Annotated in this window: 17 protein-coding genes and 5 pseudogenes; 14 read left to right on the top strand and 8 right to left on the bottom strand. The window is 53.3% G+C overall.

Features of this window, described 5'->3' with window-relative positions; all coding sequences use genetic code 11:
- Positions 1-414: 414 nt before the first annotated feature.
- The 5 genes and pseudogenes from CCOS864_RS09855 to CCOS864_RS09835 all read right to left on the bottom strand — a co-directional run.
- Complete coding sequence (locus CCOS864_RS09855; protein WP_115086348.1) at positions 415-669, bottom strand: DUF6429 family protein; 255 nt, start codon at positions 667-669, stop codon at positions 415-417.
- A gap of 88 nt (positions 670-757) precedes the next feature.
- Complete coding sequence (gene tnpC / locus CCOS864_RS09850) at positions 758-2,278, bottom strand: IS66 family transposase (RefSeq protein WP_115086128.1); 1,521 nt, start codon at positions 2,276-2,278, stop codon at positions 758-760.
- A gap of 18 nt (positions 2,279-2,296) precedes the next feature.
- Complete coding sequence (gene tnpB / locus CCOS864_RS09845) at positions 2,297-2,656, bottom strand: IS66 family insertion sequence element accessory protein TnpB (protein WP_244211895.1); 360 nt, start codon at positions 2,654-2,656, stop codon at positions 2,297-2,299.
- Positions 2,657-2,739: 83 nt separating this feature from the next.
- Positions 2,740-2,997 (bottom strand): annotated as a pseudogene (locus tag CCOS864_RS09840) (fimbrial biogenesis chaperone); the annotation flags it as partial.
- Between the two features lie 74 nt (positions 2,998-3,071).
- Positions 3,072-3,341, bottom strand: a pseudogene (locus CCOS864_RS09835) (fimbrial protein); the annotation flags it as partial.
- A gap of 177 nt (positions 3,342-3,518) precedes the next feature.
- Between CCOS864_RS09835 and CCOS864_RS09830 the strand changes: the two are divergent.
- The 11 genes from CCOS864_RS09830 to CCOS864_RS09785 all read left to right on the top strand — a co-directional run bounded on the left by CCOS864_RS09830 (position 3,519) and on the right by CCOS864_RS09785 (position 18,677).
- Complete coding sequence (locus tag CCOS864_RS09830; RefSeq protein WP_115086126.1) at positions 3,519-4,043, top strand: fimbrial protein; 525 nt, start codon at positions 3,519-3,521, stop codon at positions 4,041-4,043.
- A 316-nt stretch (positions 4,044-4,359) separates the two neighbouring features.
- Positions 4,360-6,813 carry a fimbria/pilus outer membrane usher protein gene (locus tag CCOS864_RS09825; protein ID WP_115086125.1) on the top strand — a complete coding sequence of 818 codons (2,454 nt, stop codon included), beginning with the start codon at positions 4,360-4,362 and terminating at the stop codon, positions 6,811-6,813.
- Between the two features lie 10 nt (positions 6,814-6,823).
- The gene (locus CCOS864_RS09820; protein WP_115086124.1) at positions 6,824-7,561 is read left to right on the top strand and encodes a fimbrial biogenesis chaperone; all 738 of its coding nucleotides are present in this window, start codon (positions 6,824-6,826) and stop codon (positions 7,559-7,561) included.
- A 40-nt stretch (positions 7,562-7,601) separates the two neighbouring features.
- Positions 7,602-8,117: a fimbrial protein gene (locus tag CCOS864_RS09815; protein ID WP_115086123.1), complete on the top strand. Its 516-nt coding sequence runs from the start codon at positions 7,602-7,604 to the stop codon at positions 8,115-8,117.
- Entirely contained in the window at positions 8,114-8,623 is a 510-nt protein-coding gene (locus CCOS864_RS09810) for a fimbrial protein (protein WP_115086122.1), read from the top strand. The genes CCOS864_RS09815 and CCOS864_RS09810 overlap by 4 nt, the downstream gene beginning before the upstream one ends.
- 13 nt (positions 8,624-8,636) lie before the next feature.
- Positions 8,637-9,500 carry an MrpH family fimbial adhesin gene (locus tag CCOS864_RS28020; protein ID WP_148708523.1) on the top strand — a complete coding sequence of 288 codons (864 nt, stop codon included), beginning with the start codon at positions 8,637-8,639 and terminating at the stop codon, positions 9,498-9,500.
- Between the two features lie 924 nt (positions 9,501-10,424).
- Positions 10,425-10,694 carry a fimbrial protein gene (locus CCOS864_RS28395; protein WP_244211894.1) on the top strand — a complete coding sequence of 90 codons (270 nt, stop codon included), beginning with the start codon at positions 10,425-10,427 and terminating at the stop codon, positions 10,692-10,694.
- A gap of 9 nt (positions 10,695-10,703) precedes the next feature.
- A complete protein-coding gene (locus tag CCOS864_RS09800) occupies positions 10,704-13,523 on the top strand; it encodes an ATP-binding protein (RefSeq protein WP_115086121.1) in 2,820 nt (939 codons plus the stop codon).
- On the top strand, positions 13,510-14,697 hold the full coding sequence (gene pvrR / locus CCOS864_RS09795) for a response regulator cyclic di-GMP phosphodiesterase PvrR (RefSeq protein ID WP_115086120.1): 1,188 nt from the start codon (positions 13,510-13,512) through the stop codon (positions 14,695-14,697). The genes CCOS864_RS09800 and pvrR overlap by 14 nt, the downstream gene beginning before the upstream one ends.
- 84 nt (positions 14,698-14,781) lie before the next feature.
- Entirely contained in the window at positions 14,782-18,000 is a 3,219-nt protein-coding gene (locus tag CCOS864_RS09790; RefSeq protein WP_115086119.1) for a hybrid sensor histidine kinase/response regulator, read from the top strand.
- 38 nt (positions 18,001-18,038) lie between these two features.
- Positions 18,039-18,677, top strand: coding sequence for a response regulator (locus tag CCOS864_RS09785; RefSeq protein ID WP_115086118.1), 639 nt, complete (start codon positions 18,039-18,041; stop codon positions 18,675-18,677).
- A 270-nt stretch (positions 18,678-18,947) separates the two neighbouring features.
- Here CCOS864_RS09785 and CCOS864_RS28705 read toward each other — a convergent pair whose 3' ends face one another.
- Positions 18,948-19,064, bottom strand: a complete 117-nt coding sequence (locus tag CCOS864_RS28705; protein WP_415842547.1) for a hypothetical protein — start codon at positions 19,062-19,064, stop codon at positions 18,948-18,950.
- A gap of 185 nt (positions 19,065-19,249) precedes the next feature.
- On the opposite strand from CCOS864_RS28705, the gene CCOS864_RS09780 reads away from it, so the two are divergent.
- Positions 19,250-20,221 carry a fimbrial protein gene (locus CCOS864_RS09780; RefSeq protein WP_115086117.1) on the top strand — a complete coding sequence of 324 codons (972 nt, stop codon included), beginning with the start codon at positions 19,250-19,252 and terminating at the stop codon, positions 20,219-20,221.
- 163 nt (positions 20,222-20,384) lie between these two features.
- A pseudogene (locus CCOS864_RS09775) lies at positions 20,385-20,782 on the top strand (transposase); the annotation flags it as partial.
- Positions 20,783-20,880: 98 nt separating this feature from the next.
- Here CCOS864_RS09775 and CCOS864_RS09770 read toward each other — a convergent pair.
- Together CCOS864_RS09770 and tnpC (CCOS864_RS09765) are read right to left on the bottom strand one after the other, a co-directional pair.
- Positions 20,881-21,135: a DUF6429 family protein gene (locus CCOS864_RS09770; protein WP_115086348.1), complete on the bottom strand. Its 255-nt coding sequence runs from the start codon at positions 21,133-21,135 to the stop codon at positions 20,881-20,883.
- An 88-nt stretch (positions 21,136-21,223) separates the two neighbouring features.
- Positions 21,224-21,832: pseudogene (gene tnpC, locus CCOS864_RS09765) on the bottom strand (IS66 family transposase); the annotation flags it as partial.
- Between the two features lie 13 nt (positions 21,833-21,845).
- On the opposite strand from tnpC (CCOS864_RS09765), the pseudogene CCOS864_RS09760 reads away from it, so the two are divergent.
- Positions 21,846-22,229 (top strand): annotated as a pseudogene (locus CCOS864_RS09760) (DDE-type integrase/transposase/recombinase); the annotation flags it as partial.
- Between the last annotated feature and the right edge of the window lie 120 nt (positions 22,230-22,349).

Genomic DNA, 22,349 nt, shown 5'->3' with positions numbered 1-22,349 from the left:
CACCTGCGACATGTTTTGGGACAGCTCGCGACACGAACCAACCACTCAAGCCCTACTTGATAAACTCGAGCGCAGGGAGAGCCTAGATGCTTTGGCAGCGCTGATTGCGATAGTGGTCGAAGCTCATCATCTGGGTCGAAGATCTCTTGCTGTAAAAGCAGCAAGCTCGCTGCATAAAGTCCTTCTAATGCTAGCAATGGAGCTCCGGTGGCGTGGGATTGCCGTCGGCTTGATCGATGGTTCCACCCGCCTGTTCCGAGACTACTACCGAGGCGATCGAGGCAAAAGCGTATGAGGCTGGCACTTGAGTTGAAAGTAAGCGCTCCATAAACTCCACCGGCTTCAGGCTGGTTGGCGCGCTTAATCAGGCGATACTCAGATTCACCCAGCATGGCCGTAGTACTAAGTCAGGTATCAGGATTGGATGCATGCCCCCACTTGAGCTCTCACCCCAAATAACTGGTCGGCTATCTGTCGACCCCGCTCCAGCCGTTCCTCCGTCAACCAGATCGATTTCTTCTTATTCACCGGGTCACTGATGAAACCATGTTCATGCAATCGATTCATGGTCTCGAAGTCGAACCCTTTCCAGGCATTGCCTTTGTCGGAACTGAAGGTTGCCAACAGGGCAAGCACGGCGTCTTCAATCAGTTTATCGTCGTATTCCATGATCGTTGCTCCGCTCATATTTGACAGGCATCGTCGAGTTTGTGATGGACAGTCCATAATCCCACCGACGCCCATCTGAGTAGTGCGCTCAGCTAGGCGATATCGGCGAGCAGTTCCATGGCAACAAAGCTTCGTAATCTTCAACCGAAGCCGCCATTGGCAGGCGCTCAAGTGCGTGGCGCAGCCACGCATAGGGCTCTTGGCCGTTGGCTTTAGCAATCTCGACCAAACTGTAAATTTGAGCACTGGCCGTCGCGCCTTTGGGTGTGTCGCTGAACAACCAGTTCTTTCTTCCGATAACAAAGGGGCGGATTGCACGTTCGGCGGCGTTGTTATCGATCGGCAAGTAGCCTTCCTCGATATACCGTTCCAGCTTGTACCAGTTGCTCGCTAGATAGCTGATGGCTTTGCCCAAGGCGTTCTGAGCAGTGACCTGCGGTTGTGTCTTTTCAATCCAGCTCTTCAACTGAGCCAGGATCGGCAGGCTTTGTTCGTGACGCCCGGTTTTACGTTCAGCGTCGCCGCTAGCCTTGAGGTCGCGTTCGATCCCATACAGCTTGTTGATCAGGTTTAGCACGATATCAGCGCGCCCGGTCTTGCCTTTGGGCTGCACTTTTTGTGCTTCAACGAACTTGCGCCGTGCGTGAGCCCAGCAGCCTAGGCGATAAACTCCAGCCAGCGCGTTGTAACCGGCGTAATCATCGGTCATCACATAGCCGCAATAGCCATCGAGCAGGCGCGGCGGTACCTCCTGCGCTCTGCTGGTGGAGTAGTCGAAAAGGATTACGGGCTTGTCGGGCGGGCCGGTTTGCACCCACATCCAGGACTGGCTGCTCGGCTCTCGGTCGGGCTCCTTCAGCACCTGCACACGTGTTTCATCGCAGTGGATGACGAGACTGGTCAACAGGCTATCGCGCATTAAATTCAGCAGCGGTTGGAAGTGCTCGCCGCACTGGATAACCCATCGAGCCAGGGTCTGGCGCGGGATATCGATGCCATGCCGGCCCAGTACTTTTTCAAAGCGGTGAAGGGGCAAGCCATCCACGTACTTGGTGGTCAGCAGCATCGCCAGAACACTGGGGCTTGCCATACTTTTTTCAATCAGTCGAGCCGGCTTGTCCGCAGTGACTGGTGCCGTTTCGCAGTCGCGGCAACCGTAGGCTTTACGAACGTGTTTGATCACCCGGATCTGCATCGGCACGATTTCAAGTTGCTCGCTGACTTCCTCGCCAATGGCGTGTTTGCGGCAGCCGCAGACGCAAGTCAGTTCGTGCTCGGGAAGCTCGTGGATAACTTCGATACGTGGCAGGTCGGCAGGTAGCGGTTTGCGTTTGCCGCGGCGCTTGGCGGGTGCGACGACCTCTTCTTCAGCGTCTTCGCCGACAGGCTCGGCGATGCTTTCCGCTTCGTTGAAAAGGGCTAGCTGCGGTGTGGTCGGATCGGCTGTTTGCTCGGACTTGCCTCCGAACAAACGCTGGCGCAGCAGCGCCTTTTCTTCTTCAAGATGAACAATGCGGCCCTTATTAGACTCGCGCTCAAGCAGCATTTGCTCTAGCAGTTGCTTGAGCAGCACAGGGTCGTCAGGAAGATCTTTGGGCATTGAAATCATGCCCTGGATTATACCGAATCAGGCCACGAATCGCGGTGTCAAAACCTGATGAGGGCGGTTTCGCCAGAGGTCGAAACCGTCAAGCATCCAGTTGAGTTCCTGCACAGTCAGAACAATCGCCTCGTCGGTGACATCAGGCGGTGTTTTGAATCGCTCAGATTCCAGGCGCTTGAGCCAAAGGCAGAAGCCGTTGCGTTCCCAGTACAAACTCTTCACCCGGTTGCGCGACTTGTTGAGGAAAACGAAAAGTACGGGGTCGAACACGGCGACCTTGATATCCAACTCGACCAGCGCAGCCAGGCCATCAATGGATTTTCGGAAGTCGACAGGTTTGGGATAGAGATACACTTTTTCGACTTTGGCGTCGAGTCGCATCATGGCGAGCTGGCTCCTGAGAGAAATCGGGAGCACAGCTTCGGGGATGAGGTGTCAGCTTTGAATGTGGGGTTAATGGAGCGGTTACGCTGTTCTTTACCAGCCACCCGTGCCAAGGGCGGGGTCACGCCGAAGGGTACGGAGGTCGCATCGGGGGCGTCGCTATCAACCCATGACTGGATCAACACGTCTTCACCGCTGTAACGCACAGTGATGCTGGCTTCCTTGTGCTTTCCATCAAAGTCAAGACGGCTAGCGCTCAAGGAAATGCTGGCATTGGCCTGAGTGGCGATGAGTACACGGAGGATGTCCAGGCAAAACGAAATGGAGTGACGACGGGACATGGTGCTTACCGCTTGATTTCAAAGGAGATGTCGAGGCCTGCAAGCCCCGCACATCGTCAGATCCGACCCTGTGGTTATTCGTATTGCAGGGTGAACGCCAGGGTGGCGTCACCGCGACCGGCGGCGGCGGTGCCCGTTGCGCCAGTGGTGACGTAAGCGGCCGAGAATTTCAGCGAGGTACCACCATCTTACAAGGTGTTCTCGACTTTGGCAGTGGAGGGCGAGTTCAGGTCGATCAGTGCGCCATTAGCGTCGAGCAGAGCGATACCTATGTTTTTTGCTGCACCAAGGCCGTCGATAAACTTCAGTACGCCGGTGCCGTCGACGATGCCCGAACCTGCACCTTGATGTGACCCCATAAAGGCTAATTTTCAAATTCCAAATAGTGACCACTTTAAGAATCGTCTTAGATAACTTGATAGAGCTCTTTGCTATAAATGGCTAGGTGCCGCGTACGACTCCCCATCCTAGCTTTCTGTGCGCAGCCCTAACTCAACTTTTTATAAAGAAGGATCAAGATCATGAGTCTTAACAAGACTGCTTTAGCTATTATTGGCGCACTGGCTCTGGGTAGCACTGCTGTTCAGGCCGCGCCAGGTGGTGGGAAAGTAAACTTCGAAGGCTCCATCATTGATGCGCCCTGTTCTCTGGATGCAAAGAGCGTAGATCAGACCGTTCGGCTGGACCAGATTTCCAACAAGGTTCTGGCTAATAATGGCATGTCCGACACTGCAAACTTCAACATTGAACTGCGGCAGTGCGATATTACTACAATGAAAAAAGTCAAAATCACATTTGGCGGCGACATTGACACTACCGACCCAACACTGCTGGCCATCGCGGGCACTGCGCGTGGCGCAGGCATTGAGTTGAGCAAGGGTAACCAAAAGGTCAAGCTCGGCGAGACACTGCCTGCGCACACACTGATTGAGGGTGACAACTCGCTCTTGTTTGGCGCACGTCTGAAAGGCACTACCGCCAAAGATGTTGCCGTTACCCCAGGTGAATTTAATGCGGTTGCCAACTTCCAGCTTGCATATGAATAACGTCCAAGAGCACCATTAGCTACTTCTTGGCCTTCCATAAGTGCGCGTTGGCAGAGCATGCCGGCGCGCCAGAGAAGCGAGCGCGACTCAACAACACTTATGCGTCTCGCTCTCCAAAAAGCCATGCTCAACTTTAAACGGGAATCAAGAATCAGCCTGAACAAAAGAAATTAAATTCTTTCGCTTGCGGCTTGATCCTCACGCTATTTATTTCACCAGCCACAACTATTGCCACATTCAGAAAAGAACGCAAATACTTTTCAAATCTGCACCATATCTAACGAGACCCACAGAAATCTCTATCTATTGGCAGCGCATGAAAACTATGAGATTGATCTTATTTGTAGTTATTCTGATAAATCTACTCAGTCATTCCGAGACTTCGTACGCTGTCGTTTTTAACCTCGACGTGATGGATGTTGAAGACCGTGGAAAAATCGACTTAACACACTTCAGTACGGCGCATTACATCGTACCCGGAGAGTATTTAATGAACGCGCGGATCAATGATCGGCATCTTGCGGAGCAAAGCTTCAATTTTTATGCCACTGATGAGGATGAAAGTCAGGTGCGTGCGTGCGTTCCCTTTGAATTGGTCCGCAAGTTTGGCCTCAAGCAGGAGGCTCTGGAGATGCTGGGTCGCTGGCACCAACAGGAGTGCGTAGCTATGGAAAGCGTGTCCGGCATCACGGTTAGGCCGGACATGGAAAGCACCACCCTGATTGTCACTATTCCACAGGCCTGGATGGAGTACAGCGACCCGAATTGGAGCTCGATCGAGGAGTGGGACCATGGCATTCCCGGTTTCCTGCTGGATTACAACGTCAATACCTCTGTTAGCAAATACCGGAATTCTGGGCGCTCCCAGCAAACAAGCGGCAATGGAACGGCCGGTTTCAACGTCGGCGCTTGGCGAATTCGGAGTGACTTTCAGGGCAGCAATCAACGCCGCAGTGGTTACTCTGGGAGTAATTTCTCCTGGAACAACCTCAATGCCTTTCGCCCCATCCCTAGCCTGGGAGCCAAACTCCAGGTCGGCGAGAACCAACTGAACTCCAGCTTATTCGATTCATTTCGCTACATCGGTCTCAACTTGGCTAGCGACGATCAGATGATGCCGCCCAACCTGCGCGGCTATGCACCTGAAGTGACCGGTGTAGCAGACAGCACCGCGCGCGTTACGGTACGCCAGGGAGAACGGGTGCTGTATGAAACCATGGTGCCACCTGGACCGTTTCGAATTCGCGACCTCAACAGTGCGGTGAGCGGCAAGCTGGATGTGGAAATAACCCAGGACAACGGCCAAGTTCAGAAATACCAGATGGAAACGGCCAACATTCCCTACCTGAGCCGCCCTGGCCGTTTTCGCTACAACATGACAATCGGGCGCCCGTCGAGCTATGACCGGAAGATGACCGATCCAATGTTTGCCAGCAGCGAATTATCCTGGGGAGTTAACAGCGATTGGTCGGTATATGGTGGCAACCTGATGGCTAATGGTTACACCGCGATGGCCGCGGGCATAGGTCGAAACCTGCACCAATTTGGGGTTATTTCGACGGATGTTACCCACGCCCGTGCTGAAGTCTCTAACCAGGGACGCTACAAAGGCAGTTCGCTGAGGCTCAACTATGCAAAGCGATTTGACGAGTACAACAGCGAGATCACCTTTGCCGGCTACCGTTTTTCGCAGCGTGATTTCTTGACCATGGATGAATTCCTGCAGTCTCGGGATGAGCACACAACGACGCGCAACAGCAAAGCGGTATACACCGTGCTCGCCAACAAATCCTTTATTGACCTGGGGTTTAGTGGCCATCTTTCTTACACGCGCGAGGATTACTGGGATCAGAAACCTACCGAACGCTTCAGTACTTTTCTAAGCCGCTACTTTGAAGTAGGCGGCCTGAAGGGGGTGTCTGCAACGTTGTCACTCAACCACACCCGCTCCTATCGGAAGCAGGACAAAAGTCTGTCATTGTCGATCTCCGTGCCGTTCGGCGACGGTCGACGCGTCAGTTACGACACGTTTGCCAACGGAAAAGGTATTCGCCACGGTGCGAGCTACTCGATGTATGAACAGGACCAGAGCTATCTGCTCAGTGCCAATACAGGGCGAGGGGGAGACGGGGTCCAGGGCTACTTCAATCGGAGAACGTCGATGGCGGATATCAGCATGAACGGGTATCAGGCCGCAGATGGGCAAAGCGTGGGCGTCTCCCTTCAAGGCGGAGCCACAGTCACCGCCGAGGGGGCAGCGTTGCACCAATCAGCGTTCAATGGCGGCACACGGATCATGGTTGATACCGACGGTGTTGCGGGTGTGCCGTTGCAGAACAGCTCGGCACGCACTAACACCATGGGTATTGCAGTACTACCCGCGGTAAACAACTACTACCGCACAGACGTGCGGATCGATGTGAACACGCTGGCTGACGACATGGAAGCGGTGAAGTCCGTCACCGAAGCCACCTTGACCGAGGGCGCGATCGGCTATCGAAAACTCTCCATCATCCAGGGTAGCAAAGCCATGATCACCCTGAAGATGCCGGATGGCAGCTACCCGCCGTTCGGTGCAAGCGTCTACGACGCCTCGGCCCGGGAAGTGGCCATCGTCGCCGAAAGCGGCTTCGCCTACCTGACCGGCATCAATCCTGATGCGGTATTCGACGTCAGATGGGAAGGCAAAAAACAATGCACGGTGACGCTGCCAAAAAAACTGAAATCCGAACAGCGCTATGCGTTGTTATGCGAGCCATTAAGTAAATAGAGAACTCATTATGCGTATTGATATATTCCGGCTTACCCCCTTGTTCTTGGCAGGTCTTTTCATGCTGCCCTTCTCCCTGGCACAGGCTGCAATATCCTTGGATCGCACGCGTGTCATTTTTGGCGGGGATAATAAGTCGGTCAGCTTGAATATCCGCAACGACAATAAGGAATTGCCCTACCTGGCTCAAGCGTGGGTGGAGAACGAGCAATCCCAAAAAGTGTCGGGGCCGATAGTCGTACTGCCGCCTCTACAACGCGTAGAACCCGGCGCAGGCGGTCAGGTAAAGTTAGTAAAAACTCCTGAAGTTGCGAGCCTGCCCGAGGACCGGGAGTCGCTGTTCTATTTCAACTTGCGAGAAGTGCCGCCGCGCAGCGAACAAGCGAACACCATGCAGATTGCACTACAGACAAAGATAAAACTGTTCTACCGGCCCAAGGCAATCACGCCCAACACGGGAGATGTATGGCAGGAAAGGCTCGCCGTAAGCATCGCGGGGCATGGTTTTCAAATCGAAAATCCAACGCCTTACTACGTGACCATCAGTGACATGCAAGACAGTTCCGACAAACGTGAAAGTAGCGAATTCACGCCTGTGATGCTGCCCCCGTTTTCCTCCCGGCAGATCGCCCTCACAGCGGGGATTATCACAAGCCCGGTGCTAACATTTATCAATGACTACGGCGGTTATCAGAAGCAGAAGTACGCCTGTGAGGCGACACGCTGTCAGATTAAAAAGAGTCGGTGAGAAGCGATCGCGATAGCGAACATATTAGAGAGCCCATCAAATGAAGACGTCTTCCCTGCGCGCCCTTACCTTTTTTACTGGCCTGTACGTATGCAGCCTTTCGTCTTTGGCTGAGGATTTAAAAATCAACTTTTCCGGAGCTCTGGTGGTGCCGACATGTGAACTGGTCATTGAGAAGTCAGAGCAGACCGTCAACCTTGGCGACTACAACAAGAAAGACTTGTCGCGCATGGAAAAAACACCGGGTAAGGCGTTCTATATCGATATCGTTACCTGTGCAACAGCCAATAAAGTGAGCTTTGTCTTCACGGGACAGGAAGCGGCGGGTTTATCAGGAATGCTCGCGATTGAAGGTGACACGTCCGGAGTTGCCATTGGCATCGAGAACGAATCCGGCAAACAGATAAAAATCAACGGCGACGCCCTTCAGTACGACGTAACAGGTGGTGAACATAAACGTTTGCCCTTCAAGGCCTATCTGCAGCTGCTCAAGGGGCAAGATCTTCAGGCCGGCAGGTTCAATTCTGTCGTCAACTTTGAAGTGGCATACCCATGAGCAACAACCTCAAGCTGTGTGTCCGCCTAGGCATCAGTTCCTTGATCATTATCCTATGGCTGCTAGCCCCCCCAGCTTGGTCTGCCGAGTTGGGCAGGGCAACAGTGACAATTTCGGGGTCTGTTATGAAGCCCACCTGCAAGATTAATTCAGGCGGAAAGGTCGATGTGAGTTTCGATAATGTCGATACATCCCGGATTTCTGATGGGCATTATAAAAAACTAATTGGTCTGGATGTAAAATGCGGCACGCAAGATACGTCGATTTTACTGACAATTAAAGGCGCAACTGGGTTCAGTGCAGACATTGTAAAGACTAGTGTAAGTGGACTGGGAATTAAGGTGCTACGCCTTAAAACAGGGGAGGTGTGGAAACCTAATAGCAGCGTTAAATCTCACACCTCATACAATAATGATGTCGCGGCCGAGTTGGTTGCTCAGCCCGGGATTGAACTGCAAGCCGGAGGTTTTACTTCAACCATAACAATTTCCGTTGCTTATAACTAAAGAAGGGTAGTTGATGGTCAGCCCAATCCTCCGCCAAATTCAAAAATTGCTAAAGGCTGCGCCTTTGCTTTCGTTTTTTCTTTTTAACATTAATGCCAATGCCGAAATACGAATTGGCAAGGACCAGACCACTAATAATTACTTCATTTATGGTGATATTTATAGGGGGCGCATAGGTCTAACCAGTAGCAAAAACAGTATACCCAACTCCCGAAATATGAACTGGCCAGCAAAAAGCGGAATATATTTATTTGTGACATACAAAAGCCTGTACGGGGATCCATTTAATCCAACTCTTTTGCGGGATAAAAATCTCGACCCCTCAAGTGAAAATGAACGCGATATATTAGCGAGAATACTTGATCAGCATGGAACTCTTCTAAGATACTATATCCGAGATATTGATGACACTGCATTGGATAGTGTATCGGTGCTCGTTTGTGACTATAAGGTAAATAAACCTACTTGGCGTTGTGACGGCGCTGAAGAGGGGGACGGTCAAATAGTCGCGCCCCCCCCTGTCGAACCACCGTTAGCCTGCAGCATCTCAAACGCCATTGACCTGCGCCATGGCAGCGTTTCCATGGAAGCATTGGACGGTAATCGCGCCATCACAACGGCGTACGTTTCTTGCAATCGGCGCGCGACGGTTAACGTCGCAGTGGCACCAAATACGCAGGGGCGCGTGCAACTGAGTGGCATCAGCGGATTGCACTCCGAACTCAGCGTCAATGGCAAGGGGGGGGGCAACGCTGTTTCGATTTCCGCCAGCACGGTTTCACAGCCTCTCATTATTCAATCAGTGTTACGTACCGATGGTGCTATCACGGCCGGGGCATTCCGGGGAAGTTCATATGCGCTACTTTCAATTCCCTAAACTGGCCAGCAAATGCATGAATACTTGTCTGATGTTTTCCAAACGCATCCAATGCCGACGGTAAGCTGTCGCTGACAGGCCAAGAAACACCCGACTATCGCTAATTACCACTATCACTATATTAGTCCCGACGATAGCAATTATAGGATCTATCAAATGAGCACTTCAAACAAGCAAAATCGAATGCGCACTTGTCTTAGCATCGCTTGTGTAATGACACTTGCATGCGGTCCAAGCGCAATGGGCAAATACTTTAGCAATATCCCTCCCAAATCGTACACATAGGAAGATACCTGGCCAATACCGGCATGCCCCTCCCCTCCCCGAAAGATACGCCCATCAATACAATTGTATACCAAGAAAACGTTCCGTTGCTAAAGCTTGACGTCGTTTGCCCTAAAGATTATTGGTTTCCATTTGGCTTAGTCACCAGTCCGGCATTTGGTATTTCCGATAAGGTAGGACCTACTACGTCCCCACTAGGAAAGATAGGGTTCTCCTACCGAGTTCACTATTCTTTCGGAGGGAGTACGGGTTGCTTATACAAAACAACGATGACTTATGCATCTTCTAGGGCCATAACCTATAAGCCAGGAACCTAACGGCTTGAAATTGGCATCGGGGGAGCAGTCCTTACAAAATCAAATTCCCATCGGCAACCTAGATAAGTTTCACGTCGATGAGGTGATGGTTACAGAATTCAATCTGATCAGCCCCACCGTAGTGATCCCTCCCTCCTGGCAAGCCTCCTTCGTCAGGGTAGCCATGGTCGACGACTAGCGTCTCGAAGAGTTTAACAAAAGCGGCGATACCCCTTGCGCGATCAAATTCAATATCGCCATCAACCAATGCCAAGGCGACATCCAGAAGATGACCTATCAGCTCTAGGCCACTACCCGGGTGACAGACCAAGAGAAGTGTACCGTGGTGTTCAACACCGGCTCGACAGCCAAAGGCATCGGCCTGCAGTTGATGAACGGCGCAGGGAAACCTAGGAAACTAGACACCGTCTATCGGCTCCTTGATTTCAACCCCTCTGAAACTAACTTCAACATTCCATTGTCTGCGGCCTACTACCGTCTGACCAACGAGAAACTTCAAGCCGGCACCGCGAACACTGAAGTCACGTTCACCATGAATTACCTCCAACCAATTAAGGATCGTCTTATATCGCGCGCGCGCGGCCCCGCCTAAAGTGCGCGAATGAGATTGAAAACGCGCCTGCATCAAATCAACCCAGTCCTTTCCACACCCACTGCCGCCCGACGCTTGCTGCGCATCTTTGCCTTGGTGTTGCTGATCGGCATCCTGGGCGGCGTCTATAACTTCCTGCTGTATACGTTCAACAATGAGATCTCCCAGCGCCGCGGCTACATGAGCAGCGCGATCGCCGAAGCTCATACCTTTTTCACCACCCGTGAAGCCTTGCTGGAAAGCCTGAGCCTGTCGGCCATCCGTAAGCCCAAATTCGCCCCGAAGGTTGCTGACGAAGAAGTTTACCTGTCACTGGGCCATACACCCGGCCGGCAATGGGGCATTTGGCTGAGCCAACGCATGCGCGACTTCCTGAAGGCCAAACAAGTCAACCTGTTGTACGTGAGCAACGGGATCAATGACCAAGTGTCACGTTTGTATAGCGCTACACCTGTGGTCGGCGCGCTGTCCAAAACGATCTTGAGTCATCTGGAAGCCTTGAAACACAACGACGCCCCAGCGCTTGAAGAGTTATGGCTGACCGAGCAATCGAGCCTCCACCCGCGACTCTACATTTTCATTCGACTGGATGAGCGCGACCGAGAGTCCGGCTGGCTGGGCCTGGAAATGGACAGTCAGGAAGTCTCCACCGCCCTGAGCGATCAAAGCGCCGGTGAGTTCATGATGCTTAATTCCCAGGGCATGCTGGTGTTCACCAACAGTCATGTGACGCCACTGAGCGAGAAACTGTTGCAGCTTCAGGGTCAGAACTTTTTCGGTTTTTTAGGCGCTGGTTGGTGGCCCGATCATTTGGTGATCCGCAAGCAATTGAAATCTTCGGACTGGCAGTTGGTGTACTCCATCGATTTGCGGGCCGTCATTTCGGCGTTATGGCGGCAATTGAGCGGCGCATTGTTGTTCTGCCTGCTCAGCATCAGTCTGGTGTGGGTGCTGACCCGTCGTATGGAACAACGCTTCATCACCCCGGCAATCCATCGTATTCAGGCGTTGGTCGAAAGCGAGCTGTTCAGCCGCGATGTTATCCAGACCGCGCCGGTGGCCCTGTGCGTATTACGCCGCACCGATGGCCAGGTAGTACTGGAAAATACCTTGTCCCTACAATGGCTGGGCCAAGGACACGAACGTGAACAACTATGCCCTGGCTGGATCCGCCGCGCCTTTGATTCGGTCGATCCGATTCTCACCGATTACTTTGAAACCGCCGATGACCGGCATCTTTACCTGAGCTGCGCGCCTACACGCTACAAGGGCGAAGACGTCTTGCTGTGTGCCTTCAGCGACATCAGCATCCGCACCCAGATCGAAGATACACTGGAACAGGCACGGCAGCTGGCCGATGCTGCCAATGAGGCCAAAACCTTGTTTCTGGCCACCATGAGCCATGAAATTCGCACGCCGCTGTATGGTGTACTCGGCACTCTGGAGCTGCTGGCACGCACTCACCTGGATGCCCAGCAGAAAGGCTATCTGCAAGCTATTGAAGGTTCTTCGGCCACTTTGCTTCAACTGATTTGTGATGTGCTGGATGTATCGAAAATCGAAGCCGGGCAACTGGAGCTGGAGTTGAGCGGGTTTTCTGTACTGGAACTGGTGCAGGAGGTGGTCCAGGGCTATGCGGCCGCGGCGCAGAGCAAGGGTTTGCAACTGTACGCTTGCCTGGCCCCGCAGTTGCCGGATTGGGTTATCGGCGATGTCACCCGAATCCGTCAGATTCTCAACAACCTGCTGAGTAACGCCGTAAAATTCACCGACTCCGGGCGGGTAGTGGTGCGAGCCAAACTGCTGAGCTGCGAAGGCGAGCGTGTGAGCCTGCAGTGGCAAGTCTCGGACACCGGAAAAGGCATCGCACAGGACGATCAACCGTTCCTGTTCGAGCCCTTCTACCAGACCGAAGGCAACGCCCACGTGGTGGCCGGTACCGGTCTGGGCCTGCCCATCTGCCAGCGCCTGACCCATCTGATGAATGGGGATATTCGCATGGTCAGTGAACTGGGACTGGGCAGCAGCTTTTCCCTGACCCTGCCGCTCGAAAAGCCCTCAACCGGCTCTCGGCCTACCGCCATGACGAAACTGTTGCCGGAAGTCGTCTACGTGGTCTCGCCGATTCGGGAACTGGCCGAAGTTATCAGCGGCTGGTTGCGTCGCTGGGGGGGCCGTCCGCACGTCGGCCGTCCGTCACACTTGGACCTCACCTCGCAAAAGGTATTGATTGAGCTGCATCCTGGCATTCTCGACCAGCGTCTGGTACCCGAGTGGAGCGGCCCGCTGGTGCTGGCCACCGGTGATGGCTGCAACGAGCCGCAGATCATGTCCGGCGGCTGGAAGGTCAACCTAAACCACCTGCAAGCCATTCATGAGGCAGTCTGCCAGGCTCAAGGCCTGTGGGTAACCAAGCCCAACGAGCACGGAGAGTCACAACAATTGGAAAAGCTTCACCTGCACATCCTGGTCGCCGAAGACAACGTCATCAACCAGTTGATCCTGTGCGATCAACTGGAAGAGCTCGGCTGCACTGTGAAACTCGCGTCCAATGGTGAAGAGGCGCTGGCGATCTGGCGCAGCGAACAATTCGACATTGTTCTGAGCGACGTGAACATGCCCAGACTCAATGGCTACGAACTGGCTCGAGAACTGCGCCGACAAGGTTGTACAACTCCGATCATCGGGGCTACCGCCAACGCCATGCGCGGTGAAGAAGCGTTGTGCCTGGCGGCAGGAATGAATCACTGCCTGGTCAAGCCCTTTACGTTGCGGGCCTTGTTCAATTGCCTGGTGCCTTATGAAAGAGCAGTCCATGAAGCTGTGTAGCATTTTGATTGTTGAAGACCATCCCTTCCAGCATTTGCACTTGCAGCACCTGTTCAGTGAACTGGGGAATTTCCATCTGGAATGCGCGCGAGACGGCGAGGAAGCCCTTGCCCGTTTGAAAAACCGTGAGTTCGACTTGGTACTCACCGACCTGCTGATGCCCGGCATGGATGGCGTGCAGTTCATCCAGGGGCTGGCCGGCCTACACTCCAGGCCTGCTCTCGCCATCATGAGCGCCACCTCGCGGCGCATGCTGATGGGGGCAAGCCTGGTAGCCCGTAACCTGGGGGTGAAAGTGATCGGTTTAATCTCCAAACCGGTGCGGGCCACCGCACTGCGCAGCCTGACCGATCAACTCATCGGCCTGCAACATGCCGCCCTACCCGCTCCCGAGCCGGGCATTGACCATCAGGCAATCCTCAAGGCTCTGGACAACGGTGAACTGCAGGCCTGGTTTCAACCCAAGAAAGCCTTGGTCAATGGTCGCATTGTTGCTGCCGAAGCGCTCGTGCGCTGGATACATCCCGAGCACGGAATGCTGCTACCGGGAATTTTTCTGCCAGTACTCAAGGCATTCGATCTGGAGGAACCCCTGTTATGGCGAGTACTGGAGTACGCGATCAACTCCCAGGCGCAGTGGCGTCGACAGGGCTATGACATTCCAGTGTCGATCAACCTGCCGACTCACCTGCTTAACAGCTATGATCTGGCTGACCGTATTCTTGAATTTGTCCTTCAGCATCAAGGGATCCCCGGGAAAATTTGCTTCGAACTGATGGAGTGCTCGGTGCCTCAGGACATCAGCAATTTCTACGCTGGAGCCTGCCGTTTGCGGATCAAGGGCTTCGGCCTGTCGCAAGATGATTTCGGCAAGGGCTACAGTTCTTACATGAACCTGGTGTCGACTCCGTTTACCGAGCTGAAGATCGACCGGGCGCTGGTGCAGGGTTGCAACGATAACGCGGAACTGGCTCAGGCATTGACCAGCATTGTCACCCTTGGTCGGCAATTGGGGTTGACGGTAGTGGCCGAAGGTGTGGAAACCGCGCAAGAACTTGCTCTATTGCGTAAAATCGACTGCACTCAGGTTCAGGGTTTCCTGATATCCCGCGCCGTGTCTTCGGATCAGTTCCAGCAGTTGCTAACCTATGACGGTCCGGCAGGCGCGTATTAATCCGCAAACGTGCTTTTGAACATGTCTTGCTTCAGAGGTCACAGTGCACAACCGCTATCAACTCTCCACTTGCGTGGCTGCACGATGAATCATTCCCACGTCTTTTTTGAGAAACTGGCCAACAGTTCCCTGCGCGTAAGCAAGAGCCTGATGGTGCTCTGCGCGATAGTGTTGCTGTTGATTGGTATCAGCTACTGGGGTATGCAGCGCATGCTCGACGAACAGTACGATACGGTGAGGTTTCACTTTACGAGGCTGATGGAGAATATCCGCGAACAGGAGAGTTTTCTCAACACGCTATCCAGGCAAAGTGCCCAGGGCGACCTGCTGGACTCGCAGAGTTCACGGTTACTGATGCAAAAACCGCTGCCCAACGAAGGGCCGGATATCTATGAAGCGCTGGAGTTCTCGTACTCTTTGCCGTTCAGTGTGAAAATCAGTCCAACCAGGATCGCCGCCAGCCAACGCGCCAAAGTCTTTGCCGTTGGCGCGCACCTGGCCAATTACTACAGCGCGTTCTGGTCCGCATCACACTATCAGTCACCGCAGGTTTTACTGTTCAACGTCCCGGATAATTTCGACATTAGTGTGCCCTCCGCCGGGCGACTGCGTGGCGCAGGACAGATACAGGGCGGGGAGTTTGTCGAGGTAGTGAAGCAGGTACTGAAACGACTGCACGACAAAAACCCGAAGCCGTTGGACGGTCAGGTTCACTGGGACAAATACAGCGCTGCGTTCGATAACACTACGCCCCCAACCATCCTCGCGTACGTCAATATTGATATGCCAGAGGAACGGTTGAACATTCAAGGGGCCAGCCGCTGGGTGGTGGTCGCCTCACTGTTGAACCTTTCTCAGGTGAACAACATCGAGCGCATCATGCAATGGTCGATCTACGATCATTTCAGCCTGATTGCACCGTCCGGTGTGCCGTTAGTCGGTTCCATCAAGCCTGAGTTTATCTTGAGTGAAGGGTTGAACTTCAACAGTGACGGACTGGTTTTCAAAGTAACGAGCTCAGGTGAGAAACCCTGGACGGCCATTTACGTCATCAGTCTCAAGAGCTTTCTGGATTACGCCTTATGGCCCTTGCTCAGCCTGCTTGCGTTAGTGCTCGCGGGGCTGGGTTGTGGCTTGACTTTTAATCGCTGGTACAAAACCCAAGTGGTACTCCCCGCGCATCGGGCCCATAAGAGCATTGCCGAAAGCGAGGCGTTCAGCCGTGCAGTTATCGACACTGCGCCGACCGGCCTATGCGTCATACGCCGCAGCGACCATAAAGTGCTGCTGGAAAACCAACACGCCCAACAATGGCAAGACACCGCCAAATTGGTTGCCGCCCTCGACCTGCAGCATGACCTCATCGAGTCTGGGCAGACCGACCTGGAGATCGACGGTCGCCACCTGCACATCGGGTTCATTTCCACCCGCTACCAAGACCAGGATGCCTGGCTCTGTGCCTTCCATGATGTCACTCGCCATATCGAAGACGCTGCAGTACTTGAAGAAGCCCGCCGGGCCGCCGATTCGGCCAACGAAGCCAAGACCCGGTTTCTGGCGACCATGAGCCATGAAATCCGCACTCCGCTGTACGGTGTACTCGGTACCCTGGAATTGCTGGGGTTGACGTCTCTCGAGCCGCGGCAGCAAGCATACCTGCACACCATCCAACGCTCCTCTGCGACCCTGTTTCAGTTGATCAGCGATGTGCTGGACGTATCGAAGATAGAAGCCGGGCAGATGACTATCGAAACCCAGGAGTTTTGCCCCCTGGAACTGACAGAGGACACCCTGCGCACCTACAGTGCCTTTGCCCAGGCCAAGGGGTTGCAACTCTATGCCTGTATCGACGCTGCGCTACCTGGCCGGGTGCGTGGTGATCCGCTGCGCATCCGACAAATCCTTAACAATCTACTGAGCAACGCTATCAAGTTCACCGACAACGGAAGGGTTGTACTACGGTTGCGAGTACCGGAAAAAGGCGCCGGGAAAGCCAGTCTGGAATGGCAGGTCAGTGACTCGGGCATCGGCATTTCCCAAGCCCAGCAAGCGCAACTGTTCGACCCGTTTTATCAGGTCCGCGACGCCTCCAGTGAAGCCGGTGCGGGGTTGGGGCTGGCGATTTGCTGGTGGCTGTGTGAACTGATGGCTGGCCAATTGAAGGTGGTCAGCGAACCAGGCCTGGGCAGCAGCTTTTCTCTGCAGTTGACGCTTGAGCACTTTGCGGGAGAATTGGCCGACTGCCCTGAATTTGAGCCAGGAACGCCAGCTGTTTATGTCCAGGCGCCGGCTCTCGAGTTAACGCAAAGCATCTGTGCCTGGCTCAACCGCCTGGGTGTGGAGGCCAGGACGGTAAGCGCCGATATGAAGCAAGCACATGTTTCGGCATTGCTGGTGGATGTGTTGCCGTCCGGCAACAACGCGCCCTGGCCCGGCCCACGGATAATCGCCACGACAGAAGGGCCTAACCCGGCAGAGTACTCAAACGATGGTTGGAACGTCGACGCCCATGATGTCCGTGCAATTGCCTGGGCCGTCTACCTCGCGCAGCAAGATGCCAGAGGACCACACCACCGCGCATTACCCAAGAAAATCCGCAGCCTGAACCTGCATATCCTGGTGGCCGAAGACAACCCCATTAATTCGGCGATCATCAAGGAGCAGCTGGAAGCGTTGGGCTGCTCGGTAGTGGTCGCGGCCAATGGCCAGCAGGCACTTGCCTTGTGGCAGCCTGGACTGTTCGACCTGGTGCTGACCGATGTCAACATGCCGATCATGAATGGCTATGAATTGGCGGAGGCCTTGCGCCAACACGACCTGGGCTTGCCCATTATTGGCGTGACCGCGAACGCGTTACGCGAAGACGGTGAACGTTGCGTCGCCGTAGGCATGAACGCCTGGATCGTCAAACCGCTGACCCTGCACACCTTACGCACGCAGTTGTTGAAACACTGCAAAATAGCCGTGCCCGCGCCAACGATTACCACTGATGAAAGCCTTGCGACTGGGGGCGCCGCCGACCAGATTCAGCTATCGCCTAAAATGCGTGAGTTGTTTATCAGCACCATGCAACAGGATAGACAAGCCACACTTGCCGCGCTAGACAGTGGCGATGCCAGTGCCGTTGCGCGCCAACTGCACAGTATGGCCGGTGCATTGGGTGCTGTGCAGGCCAGCGCCATGGCCACGGCCTTCACCGAGCTGGAGTGTCGGTTGATGGGGTTGACGGTCACTCCAGCCCTGGGGCTGGAGGTCAGGCAAAAACTGGAACGGCTGACGATTTTACTGCATACCCTTGAATAGCTCAACTTTCCCCAACGACACACTACGGATAGCCAGCCATGAAAAAACTAAACGTTGTCATCGCTGACGATCACCCCATCGTGCTGCTGGGGGTACGTGAGCTGATAGAACGTGATGAGCGCTTTACCGTGGTGGGAGAAGCCGTCTGCTCAAACGAGCTGATCGACCTGCTTGAGCGCCAACCTATTGACCTGGTCATCACCGACTTCAACATGCCCGCGGACTCGCCCTACGGTGATGGCATCAAGCTTGTGGGGTATCTGAAACGGCAATTCCCGTCGGTGAAAATCCTGGTACTGACCATGATTTCCAACCCCTTGATTCTGACCCGACTGTATCAACTGGGTGTGGTCGGGGTCATTCAGAAAAACCAGTTGCACAACGACATTCAAGTTGCGCTCAAGGCTGTTGCCGGTGGTAATCCGATAAAAAGTACTGGACAGAAACCAACTTCGGTGACAGCCGCTCTAGACGAACGGTTCGCTAAACTATCACCCAAAGAGCACGAAATACTGCGCCTGTTCGTGGCTGGACAAAGTGTCAGCGATATTGCCCGCAGTCAGAATAGAAGTGCCAAGACGATCAGCACACAAAAAACATCAGTAATGCGCAAGCTGGAGGTTAATAGTGACCAAGACTTACTGACTTACTGCATAGAGCGAAAACTTTTCAACTAAACAGGCTATTCCCATCGGCACCACCACAACGAAGCATAGGCGCAACCGTTACTCTGTTTCGCACCTAGCTGCAAAAAGCCTATCCGAACAATAGGGTAAAGGTTTCGCCCAACAGAAGCGCACAGGTCCGCGTTAAGGACCTCACTGCCGCGGGAGGGGGCACGGGGAACTGGCGGCATAAGAGAGTTGAGGTGGTGATTCAGCTCTTTCTGCCAGATTTTCAAGAAGAGACCCTTAAGGCACTTCCTAACGGTTCACTCTACGCACCCATCAGCAACGAAGAAACAGACCACACTCCCAAGCCATTTCAATCAATGGACCTCCCTGAGCAAGCCCGAGAGTGACAGCAAGCAACGCAAGGTATCTGTAGGTAGCCCGGTGTGTCACCAGTACTTAGTGACTGAGGCAAAGGTCTGCCAACGTGTTGCATGTCATCGTATAGCCCTTCTTTGAGCTGGGTAGTGGATTGCTGCGATGTTGCCAATACTGAATTTTAAGAATCGTCTGAAGGACGCAACGATGAAGATCGATTATTATTTTAGGACATATGTTTTTCTTTTGAGTTAAGTGCAATGTCAATTCGTCCGATTAGACTTTTTGTGTTCTGGCTATTGCTTCAGCTCTGTTCTAACGAGGCAATGGCAGCCCTTTGCAAAGGAGTAGGTACTGGTGCTGTAAATTTTCCTGCGCGCAATCTGGTTGTTGGTAAAGATATACCAATTAATACGGTTATTTATGAGAGTGAAGTGACTATTCCTGACGTTTACATTCAGTGTAACAGCCAACAACCTTTCGGACTAAAGCCCAACGTTAAGTTCGGTGCCCATCCGACTCACGGGACCACGGTCTTTCCCATAAATGATACAGGCTTGGGGTTTTCGGTGAGTTACATTGGTCAGCACGCGACCCAGGATAGAACATTCTCTAGTTATGGCTCAACACTCTACGGCCCTAATACAAGTCCTGGTCAATGGCTTGGGCGGAGGGCACGTTTATCGATCATAAAGATCTCTGACTCTCATGAAGGAAGACCGATCATACCCGGCGGCCATTTAGGGAAGGTGATGGCTGGCGACTTCGTGGCGTTTGATTTTTATCTTTCAGGTGATGTGCAAATGGTTTACGGGAGCTGTGAAACTCCTGATGTTAGAGTGCGCATGGGGGATGACTACAAACTATCTGACTTTGATGGTGAGAATGAGCTTTCTTCGGTAAGCTTTAGTATTGGTTTGCTTGAATGCCCTAAAGGATTAAAGTCTGTAAGTTATCGAATAGAAAATGCACCTGGAACTCCTGTTGTTAGTGGTGTCAGTGGAGTGATTGGTTTAAATAATGGATCTGGTGCAAAAGGTGTGGCTTTAAAAATAATGGATCATTTAGGACAAGCAGTTATTTTGGGTAAAACCTACAAGGTCAGTGGTTATCAAGGTGGTGCCGGTGATTTTGAAATTCCGCTCAATGCTTCATATGTCAGATTGCCAGGAAAAGCTTTAGAGGCAGGTAGTGCTAATGCGGAAGCCATCTTCATTATGAGCTATCTGTAAGTTGCGACCAGCTAAACAGATGCAGCTTTCATTTTGTGATAGCTCTGTAGTCATGAGCGTTTTGGTTGTTTCTTCTGTGTTGGTAGGTCCTTAAAGAACCTCTGAAGAAGACCTCCAAATCTGGTAAAATACCCGCCTGACACGAACACGACAGTTGAGCCCTATCAAACAGATGTCCTTCGCCGATGCCGAGTACGCCGGCGAACGTAAGCATACACACACGCCGCGAGCGCTTCCTGATCGAGAGATCAGGTAGTGCCCTGGAGGGGTTTGATTACCTTGATCGAACTACATTATCCAAAGGGCGGAGGTTGCCGTCTGGCGTATCCGCTGATGGCGATGTTGCGGGCTCATCTGATGCAGAAATGGTTTGGCTATAGCGATCCGGCTATGGAAGAAGCACTTTACGAGACCAGGATCCTGCGCCAGTTTTCCGGGCTGCATCTGGATCGGATATCCCGATAAACCACAATCCTCAACTTCCGCCGCTTGCTGGAAAAATGTGAACTGGCGGGCGGAATTTTTCAGGTAATCAACGGCTATCTGGGTGCCCGTTGTTTGTAAGCGCTCCAGAAACCCCACCGGCTTCAGGCTGGTTGGCGCGCTTAATCAGGCGATACTCAGATGCACCCAGCATGGCCGTAGTACTAAGTCAGGTATCAGGATTGGATGCATGCCCCCACTTGAGCTCTCACCCCAAATAACTGGTCGGCTATCTGTCGACCCCGCTCCAGCCGTTCCTCCGTCAACCAGATCGATTTCTTCTTATTCACCGGGTCACTGATGAAACCATGTTCATGCAATCGATTCATGGTCTCGAAGTCGAACCCTTTCCAGGCATTGCCTTTGTCGGAACTGAAGGTTGCCAACAGGGCAAGCACGGCGTCTTCAATCAGTTTATCGTCGTATTCCATGATCGTTGCTCCGCTCATATTTGACAGGCATCGTCGAGTTTGTGATGGACAGTCCATAATCCCACCGACGCCCATCTGAGTAGTGCGCTCAGCTAGGCGATATCGGCGAGCAGTTCCATGGCAACAAAGCTTCGTAATCTTCAACCGAAGCCGCCATTGGCAGGCGCTCAAGTGCGTGGCGCAGCCACGCATAGGGCTCTTGGCCGTTGGCTTTAGCAATCTCGACCAAACTGTAAATTTGAGCACTGGCCGTCGCGCCTTTGGGTGTGTCGCTGAACAACCAGTTCTTTCTTCCGATAACAAAGGGGCGGATTGCACGTTCGGCGGCGTTGTTACCGATCGGCAAGTAGCCTTCCTCGATATACCGTTCCAGCTTGTACCAGTTGCTCGCTAGATAGCTGATGGCTTTGCCCAAGGCGTTCTGAGCAGTGACCTGTGGTTGTGTCTTTTCAATCCAGCTCTTCAACTGAGCCAGGGTCGGCAGGCTTTGTTCGTGACGCCCGGTTTTACGCTCAGCGTCGCCGCTAGCCTTGAGGTCGCGTTCGATCCCATACAGCTTGTTGATCAGGTTTAGCACGATATCAGCGCGCCCGGTCTTGCCTTTGGGCTGCACTTTTTGTGCTTCAACGAACTTGCGCCGTGCGTGAGCCCAGCAGCCTAGGCGATAAACTCCAGCCAGCGCGCCCAGCGCGTTGTAAACGCATGAAACGAAGCCCGATGCCGACCTGGTGATCAAGGCCTTGGACATGGCCTATGAGCAGCGTGCTCGGCCTCAGAACGTTCTGTTTCAAAGCGACCAAGGAAGCCAATACGGCAGCCGAAGCTTCCGTCAGCGACTGTGGCGCTATGGTTTCAAGCAGAGCATGAGCCGACGTGGAAACTGCCACGACAACGCGCCGATGGAACGGTTGTTTCGCAGTTTGAAAACGGAATGGGTACCGACCGTGGGTTACATGAGCGCTTCGCTGGCACAGCAGGATATCGGCCGGTTTTTGATGCAGCGCTACAACTGGCAACGTCCACATCAATTTAACAGCGGGCTCGCGCCCGCTGTGGCCGAGGAAAAACTTAACGCAGTGTCCGGGATTAGTTGACCACTACATAGGCCTAAAAATGAATTTTAGGAATTTTCCTATATATCTGCGCATTGCCTCCCAGCTAGCATTCGCTGAGAACCACACTAGGTTCGGAATTATAAACTTAAGGATTCAATA

This window comes from Pseudomonas wadenswilerensis (assembly GCF_900497695.1).
Taxonomy (GTDB): Bacteria; Pseudomonadota; Gammaproteobacteria; order Pseudomonadales; family Pseudomonadaceae; genus Aquipseudomonas; species Aquipseudomonas wadenswilerensis.
The sequence above is the reverse complement of the archived record's forward strand: the minus strand, read 5'-3'. Positions and strand labels throughout refer to the sequence as shown.